The organism is Paenibacillus physcomitrellae, from assembly GCF_002240225.1.
Lineage (GTDB): Bacteria > Bacillota > Bacilli > Paenibacillales > Paenibacillaceae > Fontibacillus > Fontibacillus physcomitrellae.
The window spans coordinates 2,718,844-2,730,745 of sequence record NZ_CP022584.1 but is presented as its reverse complement, the minus strand read 5'-3'; the positions used below and the strand labels follow the sequence as shown (position 1 = coordinate 2,730,745).

The 11,902-nt window shown below is 54.4% G+C and carries 11 protein-coding genes; all 11 read left to right on the top strand.

Features of this window, described 5'->3' with window-relative positions; all coding sequences use genetic code 11:
• The first annotated feature begins 135 nt into the window (after positions 1–135).
• The 11 genes from CBE73_RS12455 to CBE73_RS12405 all read left to right on the top strand — a co-directional run bounded on the left by CBE73_RS12455 (position 136) and on the right by CBE73_RS12405 (position 11,887).
• Positions 136–2,568, top strand: coding sequence for a glycoside hydrolase family 95 protein (locus CBE73_RS12455; protein ID WP_094094484.1), 2,433 nt, complete (start codon positions 136–138; stop codon positions 2,566–2,568).
• 54 nt (positions 2,569–2,622) lie between these two features.
• Complete coding sequence (locus tag CBE73_RS12450) at positions 2,623–5,112, top strand: glycoside hydrolase family 38 N-terminal domain-containing protein (protein WP_094094483.1); 2,490 nt, start codon at positions 2,623–2,625, stop codon at positions 5,110–5,112.
• A 125-nt stretch (positions 5,113–5,237) separates the two neighbouring features.
• A complete protein-coding gene (locus CBE73_RS12445) occupies positions 5,238–6,446 on the top strand; it encodes an SGNH/GDSL hydrolase family protein (protein ID WP_157739543.1) in 1,209 nt (402 codons plus the stop codon).
• Between the two features lie 260 nt (positions 6,447–6,706).
• Positions 6,707–7,336 carry a uracil phosphoribosyltransferase gene (upp, locus tag CBE73_RS12440; protein ID WP_094094481.1) on the top strand — a complete coding sequence of 210 codons (630 nt, stop codon included), beginning with the start codon at positions 6,707–6,709 and terminating at the stop codon, positions 7,334–7,336.
• A 165-nt stretch (positions 7,337–7,501) separates the two neighbouring features.
• Positions 7,502–8,674, top strand: a complete 1,173-nt coding sequence (gene wecB / locus CBE73_RS12435) for a non-hydrolyzing UDP-N-acetylglucosamine 2-epimerase (protein ID WP_094094480.1) — start codon at positions 7,502–7,504, stop codon at positions 8,672–8,674.
• A 176-nt stretch (positions 8,675–8,850) separates the two neighbouring features.
• The gene (locus tag CBE73_RS12430; protein WP_094094479.1) at positions 8,851–9,084 is read left to right on the top strand and encodes an AtpZ/AtpI family protein; all 234 of its coding nucleotides are present in this window, start codon (positions 8,851–8,853) and stop codon (positions 9,082–9,084) included.
• A complete protein-coding gene (locus tag CBE73_RS12425; protein ID WP_094094478.1) occupies positions 9,077–9,520 on the top strand; it encodes an ATP synthase subunit I in 444 nt (147 codons plus the stop codon). The genes CBE73_RS12430 and CBE73_RS12425 overlap by 8 nt, the downstream gene beginning before the upstream one ends.
• Before the next feature lie 26 nt (positions 9,521–9,546).
• On the top strand, positions 9,547–10,380 hold the full coding sequence (atpB, locus tag CBE73_RS12420; protein WP_094096283.1) for a F0F1 ATP synthase subunit A: 834 nt from the start codon (positions 9,547–9,549) through the stop codon (positions 10,378–10,380).
• A gap of 113 nt (positions 10,381–10,493) precedes the next feature.
• A complete protein-coding gene (gene atpE, locus CBE73_RS12415; RefSeq protein ID WP_068698517.1) occupies positions 10,494–10,718 on the top strand; it encodes a F0F1 ATP synthase subunit C in 225 nt (74 codons plus the stop codon).
• A gap of 132 nt (positions 10,719–10,850) precedes the next feature.
• Positions 10,851–11,339 carry a F0F1 ATP synthase subunit B gene (atpF, locus tag CBE73_RS12410; protein ID WP_094094477.1) on the top strand — a complete coding sequence of 163 codons (489 nt, stop codon included), beginning with the start codon at positions 10,851–10,853 and terminating at the stop codon, positions 11,337–11,339.
• On the top strand, positions 11,336–11,887 hold the full coding sequence (locus CBE73_RS12405; protein ID WP_094094476.1) for a F0F1 ATP synthase subunit delta: 552 nt from the start codon (positions 11,336–11,338) through the stop codon (positions 11,885–11,887). The genes atpF and CBE73_RS12405 overlap by 4 nt, the downstream gene beginning before the upstream one ends.
• Positions 11,888–11,902 lie beyond the last annotated feature (15 nt).

The following is an 11,902-nucleotide window of genomic DNA, read 5'->3' as shown; positions in this document are numbered from 1 at the left end:
CCCAGCCAGAGGATTAAGGCTAGTAAGAAATGATGTCTAGTTCAAGGAAAGCAGGTCCTAAGCCGAGCCGGGGATGCGTTTGTCCCCGGTTCGGCTTTCCTGGCGCTTATGCAGAAGAGGATGGGAGGAGCAGAAATGAAGCTGTTTTACGATAAACCGGCGCGTGTGTGGACCGAAGCGCTGCCACTGGGGAATGGCAGACTGGGCGCGATGCTGTACGGCGGTGTCGAAGAAGAACGACTGATGCTGAACGAAGATACGCTCTGGTCGGGTTATCCAAAGGATGGGAACAATCCTCATGCTGCCAAGCATCTTGCGGAGATGAGAGCTTTGGTGCAGCAAGGGCGATATACCGAAGCCGACCAATTGGGCAAAAAGATGATGGGCCGCTACACGCAGTCCTATTTGCCATTAGGCGGTGTAACGCTCCGCTTTGAGCACGGAGATACTTGCAGCGGCTACAAACGTGAGCTCGATTTGGCCGAAGGCCAGGCCGCCGTGGAATATGGCATTGGCAGAACCAAATACAAACGGGAGATGATTGCTTCGGCCAGCCATCAGGTCATTGCAGTGCGTCTGACGGCCAGCGTGCCGGGCACGCTTGGTTTTCAAGTTACGGCAGACAGCCCTTTGCGCAGCCGTACGGTGGAAGAAGAAGGTCAGCTTGTCCTGCGGGGCACAGCGCCTGAATATGTCGCCCCCAATTACTATAATCCGGATCTTCCCGTCATGTACGGAACAGCCGAGGAGCACCGGGGCATGTCGTTTGAAGCTAGAATGACCGTCACGGATACCGATGGCGTACTAGAGACCGATGATGGCGGCATCCGGGTTACCGGCGCCAGCCGGGCTACGCTGCTGATTACGGCGGCGACCTCTTTTGCTGGATTTGATCAGATGCCGCAGGATAACATACGCCCGTTCCGGGAAGCAGCCAGCCGGCTTGCGGCAGCGTCCAAACTAAGCTACGAGGAGCTCCTTCAAGCGCACGCTGCGGACTACAGCCGGCTGTTCCGCCGCGTGGAGTTCTGTCTTGGAGAGAGCGGGCAGTCTGGCGGCCAGGGTGCCGTTAATCCCGGCAGTTCAGAGACGCCGACGGACGCCCGCATTGAAGCAGGCGGAGCTGTTGACACCGGACTGGTTGAGCTGGTGTTTCAATATGGACGTTATCTGCTGATGGGCAGCTCACGGCCGGGCAGTCAGCCCGCCAACCTGCAGGGCATCTGGAACAAGGAGACTCGTCCGCCCTGGAGCAGCAACTGGACGCTGAACATCAACGCCCAAATGAACTATTGGCCTGCGGAAAGCTGCGGCCTGCCCGAGCTGCATGAACCGCTGCTTGATTTCATCGGCCATCTGGCCGAGAACGGGCGGGAAACAGCGCGCCTCCATTACGGAGCGGACGGCTGGACTGCGCACCATAACTCTGATATATGGGCGCACACCGCCCCGGTGGGTGAGTTTGGCCACGGGGACGCCGGCTGGGCGCTTTGGCCGATGGGAGGCGTATGGCTGTGCCAGCATTTGTGGGAGCATTTTGCGTTTGGCAGGGACCTTGCGTATCTGCGGGAACAAGCTTATCCCGTCATGAAGTCCGCCGCATTGTTTTGCCTGGATTGGCTGTATGAGGATGAGGAAGGCCGGCTCATTACCGCCCCGTCAACCTCTCCCGAGCATAAATTTGTAACACCGTCAGGCGATGTGGCGGCCGTGAGCGCGGCGTCCACGATGGACCTGATGCTCATCTGGGACTTGTTTACAAACTGTATGGCGGCCATCGACGAGCTGGGTGAAGCTGCGGAGTCGGAATTCCGCTCCGCGCTGGAACAGGCCAGAGGACGGCTGTACCCGCTGCAGATCGGTAAATACGGGCAGCTTCAGGAATGGTATCAGGATTTCGAAGACGAGGATGTGCATCACCGGCATGTGTCCCATCTGTTTGGCGTTTACCCGGGGCGGCAGCTGACGGAGCGGACCGCCCCTGAGCTGTATGCGGCGGCCAGACAATCGCTGGAGCGGCGCGGGGACGATGGAACAGGCTGGAGCCTCGGCTGGAAAATAGCCCTTTGGGCGCGCTTCAAAGACGGCAACCGCGCCTGGGCGCTGCTTGACCGCTTCCTGAAGCTGGTCAAGGACGGCGAATCCGAGAATTATCATCATGGCGGTGTATACGCCAATCTGTTATGCGCGCATCCACCGTTTCAGATTGACGGCAACTTTGCGGTGACGGCCGGCATAGCCGAAATGCTGCTCCAGTCGCACGAAGGCTTCCTGGAGCTGCTGCCTGCCCTGCCGGACTGCTGGGCCAGCGGGTACATAAGCGGCCTGCGCGCCCGCAGCGGCTTTGAAGTCAGCATCGCCTGGAAGGATAGCCGCTGGACGGAAGTGACGATTCGCTCGCACAGCGGCGAGCGCTGCGTGCTTCAAGCCCCGGATGGCCTGCGCGTCGTGACGGAAGGCCAGGCGGTGGAAGCCAAGCGGGAGGATGCGGCGGGGCTGTGGAGCTTTGAGACGCAAAGAGGCGGCTGCTATACCCTGACGCTTGGGGATTTTTGGGCAAAAAATTAGAGTTCAATCAATAGAGTTCAATTCATTAGAGTCCACTTATTGGAGGTTATAGGGATGAGAAAGCTGCACCTGCTGAGCAATGCGCATTTGGACCCCTCTTGGCAATGGGAATGGGAGGAGGGCGCGGCTGCGGCCGTGTCGACCTTCCGCGCTGCTGCCGACTTTTGCGAGGAATATGACGGTTACGTGTTTAACCATAATGAAGCTATTTTATATAAGTGGATTGAGGAATATGAACCCCACCTGTTTGAGCGGATTCAAAGGCTGGTGCGGGAAGGCAAGTGGAACATCATGGGCGGCTGGTATTTGCAGCCGGACTGCAATATGCCGTCAGGCGAGTCGTTTGTGCGGCAGATCTTGACGGGACGCCTGTATTTCAGTGAGAAATTCGGGGCGCGGCCGACGACCGCAATCAATTTTGACTCTTTCGGGCATACCCGGGGACTGGTGCAGATCCTGCAGAAAGCCGGTTATGACTCCTATATCTTCATGCGCCCCGAGAACCGGGTGATTGTGCCCGGACAAAACTTTATCTGGGAAGGTTACGCCGGCTCCAGCGTGATGGCGCACCAAATCGCAGACGGTTATTCCACGCTGCTTGGCAAAGCGCATGAGAAGATTGGCAAATGGATCAAAGCCCACCCGGAGACGGAGGTCGGCCTGATCCTGTGGGGCGTCGGCAACCATGGCGGCGGGCCATCCCGCCTCGATCTGGATGCCATTGCGAAGCTGATGGAGGAAGTGAAGGTGGAAGGTGTGGAGGTTTCGCACTCCACGCCGGAGCATTTTTTCGCTGAGCTGAAGGAGCGGGGAGAGCTGCCTGTCTATGATCAGGACCTGAATCCGCGGTTTGTAGGCTGCTACACCTCGATGATCCAGATCAAGCAGAAGCACCGGCAGCTCGAGAATCAATTGTTTATGACGGAGAAAATGCTTGCCGCCGCCGAAGCCCAAGGGCTGCTGCGATATCCGAAAGCCGAGCTGGACGAAGCGGTACACGATCTGATGTACGCCCAGTTCCACGACATACTGCCAGGCACATCGATTCAAGCTGTAGAGGATGCTTCCCTGCGGCTGCTGGAGCATGGGCTGGAGATTTTGGCGAGGCTGAGAACAAGGGCGTTCTTTGCGCTGTCGGCCGGACAACCCAAGGCGAAGCTGAAGGAGTATCCGGTGCTGGTCTACAACCCGCATCCGTATCCGGTCCGGCAGCTGGTGGAATGCGAGTTTATGCTGGAGGATCAGAACTGGGAGGATTATTTCTCCGTTCCAGTCGTGTACCAGGGGGAAGTACGTCTGCCGTCCCAAACGGAGAAAGAGCAAAGCAACCTGAATCTGGACTGGCGCAAGCGTGTGGTTTTTGAGGCAGAATTGGCTCCGTCCTCGATGAACCGCTTTGACTGCCGGATCGAGCGGGCCGACCGCAAGCCGGAGCCGGAGCTGAAGCCGCAGGATGGAAAGTATGTCTTTGAGAACGGCCGGATGCGTGTGGTGATCAGCACGTTAACCGGGCTGGTTGAGGAGTATGTGGTCGACGGGCAGCCGCTGCTGCGCGGCAGCGCGTTCCTCCCGCTTGTCATGGCGGATAACGAGGACCCTTGGCGCATGGATACCGATTCGTTCCGGGATGTCGTGGGTTCATTCACCCTGATGAACCCCGGACAGGGTACGGATTTCTCCGGGGTGAAGCAGGCGCTGCTGCCTTCGGTACGGGTTATTGAGGACGGCGAGGTGCGTACAGTGATTGAAGCGGTGCTTCATTACAATCACTCGTATATTTGCCAGACCTACAAGCTGCCGAAGCAGGGCACAGAAATCGAAGTGAATCTGCGCGTTTACTGGAACGAGAAGGATAAAATGCTGAAGCTGTCGGTGCCGACGGCGCTTGCTGACGGGCGGTACCGGGGGCAGACTGCGTTCGGCATCAGCGAGCTGGCGGCGGACGGAACTGAAACCGTAGCCCAGCGCTGGATGGCTTTGGAGGGAACGGGAGGCGCCGGGCCAGAGCTGGCCGTGACCCTCATCAATGACGGCATCTACGGCTCGGATTGCCGGGACGGCGAGGTTCGCTTATCCCTGCTGCGCGGCGCTGGCTACTGCGCCCACCCGATCGGGGATAAGACGATCATGCCGCAGGACCGGTTCCTGCCCCGCATCGACCAGGGTGAACGCCAGTATACGTTCTGGCTGAACGGCGGACCGCGCCGGGAACGGATGGCGCGGGTAGACCGGGAAGCGCTGGCGCACGGCGAACGTCCGTATGCGCTGTCCTTTTTCCCGTCGGGTGAAGGGCAGCAGCCGGGCAGCTTCATTCGTCTCCAGGATGAAGTCGTTCAGCTTAGCGCGTTCAAGAAGGCGGAGCAAGGCGAGTCCTACATCCTTCGTTTATTTGAGCCTACAGGCGAAGCCAGAAAGACAACGCTGGAGATTCCTTCACACGGCATTTCAGCCGAGATCCAGCTGGAGGGCTTCGAAATCAAGACGCTGGCGTTTGATCCGGCGAAGCATGAGTTGCGGGAAGCCGAGCTTTGCGAAGGGTTATAACGCACTGTGAAAGGTTATAACGCAATGCGAAGGATTATGAAGGACTGTGAAGGACTGTGAAGCACTGTGAAGGGAAAGGATTGCGAATGACATGTACAGGAACTTCTAGATGGAGGGAACAACCTATGAAAGAGCTGCAGGAGGCGCAAGACGTCCATGCCGAAATGATCCGGCGCAGAGGGCTTCCGGCAACCGCCCGGAAGGCAGCGGAGGGAAAGCCGGTAACGGTCGCTTTCCTCGGAGGCTCCATTACGGAAGGGGCCGGGGCTTCACAGCGTGACGTGACCAGCTGGAGGGCATTAACGGAGCAGTATTTGCGGGAAAAGCTTGACGGTGCCGGCAGACCGTTCATCAGCGTAAATGCGGGCGTTGGCGGCACGGACTCGACGCTTGGCGCTCACCGGCTGCAGGAGCAGGTCTTCCAGGCCGCAGAAGGCCCGGTTGATCTGCTGTTCGTCGAATTCAGCGTCAACGACGGGGAAGACCGCGAGGAGTCGCTGCGGGGCATGGAGGGCATTGTCCGGGCCTGCCGCCGGCTGTCGCCGGCAACGGACCTCTGCTTTGTATACACGGCCGCAGAGAAGAATCTGACCGGAATCCGTCTGTTTAACATCGCCGTCCACGAAGAAGTCGCGGAATACTACGATATTCCTTCGGTGGATTTTGCGGCAGGCGTCTATCGGCTGCTTCAGGCGGGAACGGCCGAATGGCGCGAGCTGGCGCCGGACGGCGTCCATCCCAATGATCTGGGGCATGCGCTGTACGCCCGCTTCATGCAGGAGTTTCTGGAGGCGGAGCTGCCGCTCCCGCAGAAAAACGACCCGGCACAGAACGAATCCGTTCACACGCCGGCTCACACACCAGCTCACATGCTAACTCACATACCGGCTCATACGCCTTCCGGACCTCTGATGCCCGGGAACTATGAGCATGCACATATGCTGGCGGTTTCGGAGCTTTCCTGGTCCGAAGCATTTCATTTGAAACAACTGCATCCAGACGATCCGTTAATGAACTGGAGGTATTCTACGGAGCATGTTTATACCGAAGTGCCCGGCGCTGCGTTCACCTTTACAGGGCAAGGGAGGGGAGCCGGTGTTCTGCTCCTATGCGGCCCGGATACCGGAATGCTTGAGTACTCTATTAACGGCGGCTCATTTGTACAGGTGAATCCTTTCGACGACTGGTGCTTGCAGGCTTACCGGCCTGTGCCGGTGCTGTTTACTCCTCTGGATTCGCCGGGCGAGCTGCAGGTAACGGTGCGGAATACTGCATTAAAGGATACCCGCAGTCAGGGACACGGGCTGCGTATTCTGAGAGCGCTTGTTCATTAGCGATATGAAACCCGGATGGCGGGGTCTGCCGTCCGGGTTTCTTTATCCCTTAACCAGCTGCAGACATTTTTTTACTGGCTTTCCACCTGAAATGACTCGGAAACATCAGGAAATGAGCTCAAGGACCGATTTTCCCGAAAAGCTGACAGCACTAGATGAAAACGAGTTCGCCAAGTGATATAATGAACAGGATTTACGGACATGCTTAGGAAATAGGTACCGTAAGATGTGAATAATGGGATTTGTACGGAGGGAATATAATGGGAAAATTGATCATTTGCGACCATCCCCTGATTCAGCACAAACTGACGTTTATCCGCGATATGCGGACAAGCACGAAAGAGTTTCGCGAATTAGTGGATGAAGTAGCTACTTTGATGGCTTATGAGATTACAAGAAACCTGCCGCTTCAAACGATAACGGTTCAAACGCCGGTGGCGGAGACGGAAACTCAGGTCATTTCAGGCCGTATGCTCGGACTCGTTCCGATCCTTCGTGCGGGATTGGGTATGGTTGACGGCGTATTGAAACTGATTCCGGGGGCCAAGGTCGGTCATGTCGGTCTGTTCCGGGATCCGGAGACGCTGCAGCCAGTCGAATATTATACCAAGCTGCCTACGGACGTGCAGGAGCGTGAGCTGATCGTCATTGACCCTATGCTGGCCACCGGCGGATCGGCTATTGCGGCTATTGACGTCCTGAAGAAACGCGGCTGCAGCCAAATTAAAATGATGAACCTGATTGCGGCTCCTGAAGGCGTAAAGGCTGTGCAGGATGCGCATCCGGACGTGGATATTTATGTGGCCGCCCTGGACAGCCATCTCGATGATCACGGTTATATCATTCCGGGACTTGGCGATGCCGGGGACCGTTTGTACGGAACTAAATAATCTATCAAACTAGAATAGGGATGCCGTCCGGCATGACTATGAAGCAAATAGACCGGTTGCGGGATCCCATTCTATGAATAGGATAAGTAGGAGTAGAGCGAGATTGTCTGCTTGGCTCGAAGTGCATTGAAACAGTCATAAGGGAAATAGAAACGGGGGATTTGAGTGTCTAAGATTAAAGTGATGACGATCTTTGGCGTCAGACCGGAAGCCATCAAGATGGCGCCGCTGATTCTGGAGCTTGAGAAACATCCGGAGCAGATCGAGTCGATCGTATGTGTAACGGCCCAGCACCGGGAAATGCTGGATCAGGTTCTCGAAGTGTTCCAGATCCAGCCGGATTATGACCTGAACGTGATGAAACATCAGCAGAGCCTGAACGAGATTACGATCCGCGTTCTGCAAGGGCTGGAAGGCGTATTGAAAGAGGCCAAGCCGGATATCGTCCTGGTTCACGGCGACACGCTGACGACTTTCCTGGCCAGCTACGCGTCCTTCCTGCAGCAGATCAAGATTGGTCATGTCGAAGCCGGACTCCGGACCTGGAACAAAATGTCCCCTTATCCGGAGGAAATGAACCGTCAGCTAACAGGTGTCCTGGCCGATCTTCATTTGGCGCCGACGGACTGGTCCGCAGGCAATTTGCGCAAGGAGAACAAGGCAGAGTCAAGTATTTATATCACAGGCAACACCGTTACGGATGTGTTTCAATATACGGTAAAAGAGGATTATACCCATCCTGTACTCGACTGGGCCAGCGGCAAACGCCTGATTCTGATGACGGCGCACCGCCGCGAATCGCAAGGGGAGCCGCACCGCAACATTTTCCGCGCGGTGAAACGGATCGCTGACGAGTTTGAAGATATCGCCATCTGTTATCCGGTGCACCCGAGCCCGGCTGTATCCGGACCTGCGCATGAGATTCTCGGCAATCACCCGCGCATCAAGCTGATCGACCCGCTGGATGTTGTGGATCTGCACAACTTCTATCCGCATACCCATCTGATCCTGACGGATTCGGGCGGTCTGCAGGAGGAAGCGCCGTCCTTTGGTGTTCCGGTACTTGTTCTGCGCGATACGACGGAACGCCCGGAAGGGATTGAGGCAGGCACGCTTGAATTGGTCGGTACGGATGAAGAGAAGGTGTATACACGGACAAAAGCGCTGCTCAGCGATACTGAGACTTATCAGGCTATGAGTCGGGCCGCCAACCCGTATGGAGATGGAAAGGCATCCCAAAGAATTGTCAATGCGATACTTCACCATTTCGGTCTGAGAAGCGAGCGTCCTGAAGGATTTCACAGAAAGTTCACAAATGAAAACGGGCAAGTGTTGTAAAAGAAATACGTACAGCATACAGTTAAACTGTACGGTTTGCAGGGGTTTGCAGAGTTGAAAATGAAAATAGGGTTTCAAAAGCGCTTTCTTGCAGGCTCTGACAGCAATTCCCCTCAATTGACAAAGTTTATTTTCTATTAGTAAAATGAACTAGAATTCCGAGGGTGGGACAGAAAATGGACAAACCTGAAAGTGGCGGTTCCGCCTGGAAAATGGCTGGTGTAGTCAGCTTGATAGGCGTAGATTTTGCTGTCTGCACGATGGCTGGCTTTTATGTCGGCTCGTGGCTGGGTAATTTGCTTGGCAATCGCGGAATTGGTGTCGGAATTGGGGTGCTTGCAGGGATGGCAGCCGGAGTGTTTGGCGCTGTGGCTGTAATTAGAAGAATAATGAGGGAAAACGATGAATGAACTAACTAAATATCGAGTACTCGTTGTCCGAATTGTTCTGATTTTCGCTGCTTTATGCCTGCTCATTTCCGTAATACTTCCGGAGCATCGGGCTATCGCTCACGGTTTGATTTTAGGTTCCGTTGTGAGCTGTATTAATGTCATTCATATGGCTTACAAAGTTCGTTTGATTATCGAGGCAGCGGTACTGGCTGCGGAAGGCAAAGGCAGCAGGAGGCGCGCAGGGCTGGGGTTTGGTTTTCGCCTGGCGACATCGATTCTGGCTATTCTGATTCCTCTTGAGTTTCCTCATTATTTTAGTGAGCTTGCCGTATTGGCCAGCCTGGTATTCGCCCATTTCTTGCTTCAAATTCTGGGGATTATCTTCTCTATCAAAGAGGAGAGAATGAGAGATGAACTGGCCCGGAAAGAGAAAGCTAAACAACAACAGAACTAGAACTCCCGACTGGGAAAGGGGTGAGAATTATGCATAAGTCACCGATTATTGAATGGCATGGGCTTCACATCGATTTGTCCGTCATTCTGATGCTTGTCGTTTCTTGTCTGGTTGTGTTCCTGCTGGCTTTCATCGCTACGCGGAATTTGTCGGTTGAGAATCCGGGCAAACTTCAGAGTTTTATGGAATGGGTCGTTGATTTCGTCAAAGGGCTGATCTCAAGCACGATGGATATGAAGAAAGGCAGACCGTTCCTCTCGCTTGGGTTGACGCTCATCATGTTTATTTTTGTGAGTAATATGCTGGGCTTGCCGTTCGGTATTGTAACGGAATATGACCACAAAGAAGCGGCTCATATTTTCGGTAAACCTATTATTTCCGTCACGGAGGAGTTTGATAAACTTCAGGCTGCTCAAGCTACGAGCGGTGAACATGAAGAGATCGAGGTGGGTGTCGCCTGGTGGAAATCGCCTACGGCCGATGCCGGAGTATCCATGGGTCTTGCGATCATGGTCTTCCTGATGGTTCACTTCCTGGGCATGACACGAAATACCAAAGGTTATTTCAAACACTATCTTCAACCGTTTGTTTTCTTCCTGCCGATCAACTTGATTGAGCAGTTCTCCAAACTGCTGACGCACGGTATGCGTCTATACGGGAACATTTTTGCAGGTGAAGTATTGATCTCCGTGCTCCTGAAGCTTACCGTTTTGGGCTGGGGAGGCTGGATTGCTTCCGCCGCAGGTCTCGTAGTATGGCAGGGCTTTAGTATATTTGTAGGCTCCATCCAAGCCTTCGTCTTTACGATTCTGACGTTTGTGTACATTTCGCAAGCGCTGGAGACGCACGACGAGCATTAGCGGGTGGTTGGTCTTGAAGTAAGGGTAGTAGCGGCCGGGAATGGATCTTTGTTTGTTCCCAGCCTGAATATAGCTTTATAAAAAATGACATCTTTTAAGGAGGATTTTTTAAAATGGGAGTTATGGCATTTATCGCTGCTGCGATTGCAGTAGGTTTGGGCGCACTCGGCGCAGGTATTGGTAACGGTCTGATCGTAAGTAAAACAGTAGAAGGTATTGCTCGCCAACCGGAAGCCAAATCCACGCTGCAAACAACAATGTTTATCGGTGTAGGTCTGGTCGAAGCCCTTCCAATCATCGGGGTAGTTCTTGCGTTCATTTTCTACGCAGCTGCTTAATAAACGGACATGAAGAGATATGGCGGGGAAGGCAAAGCCGTCCACGCCATATCTCTTTCACCTGAATTGACCTTTAAGCCCCCGCACGACGGGAGCTAGAAAGTACCGATGACTGGAAAGGAGTGACTGGGATTGGAATTCTCATGGGAATCTCTCGTACTTGCGTTAATAGCGTTCCTGATTCTCTACTTCTTGCTTAACAAGTATGCGTTTGGTCCTCTTTTCTCCGTAATGGAAAAACGCCGTGAGCTGGTGCTTCAGCAGGTTGAGGAAGCGAAGCAGACGCGTGAACAGGCCAATGTGTATGTAGAAGAACAGAAACAAGCGCTGCAGCAAGCTCGTAAGGATGCGTACGATATTATCGAACAGTCCAAACAAACTAGCAGCAAACAAGCGGCCCAAATTATTGAGCTCGCTAAAGAAGAAGCCGGACGTCTTAAAGACGAGGCCGTGCGTGACATCGAGAACGAGAAGAATAAAGCGGTTGAGCAGCTCCGTTCGGAAGTGGGCGTTGCCTCTGTAAAGATTGCGTCCAAGCTGCTTGAGAAAGAGGTTAAGGAAGACGGCGTGCAAGAAGAACTCGTCGACCAATATCTCAAAGAGGTCGGTGGCCGCTCATGAGCAGCAAAGTAGCGGTTATCGCCTCCCGTTATGCCAAAGCGATTTATGAAATTGCGGCGCAGGAAGGCCGCACGCTTGAAGTCGAACAGGAACTGAAGGCGGCGGTTGAAGCGTTGACGTCCGACAAGGATATCGTCAATTTCATCGCGGCTCCCAGCATTACGGAGGAAGCGAAATGGCAGGTTATTGAAACGAGTCTTGCAGACAAACTTTCTAAACCGGTTATCTCCCTGCTCAAATTGCTGGTAGAACGCGGCAGAGTTGGCGTTTTGCCGGAGCTGCTTGAAAGCTATATCCGCATTTCCGGGGAAGCGCTTGGCCTTGCTTCGGCTGTAGTATATACGACTTACCCGCTTAATGAAGAAGAAAAACAGCAGGTGTCCGATCATTTTGGCACTCTTGTGAATAAGAAGATCCGCGTAGAGAACGTGGTGGATAACAGTCTGCTCGGCGGCATGAAGGTCGTAATCGGCGATACGCTGTACGACGGAAGCTTGGCCGGCAAGCTGGATCGGCTTGAGAAATCTTTTCGAAGACAAGCACTGTAGATAGGGGTGAAACAC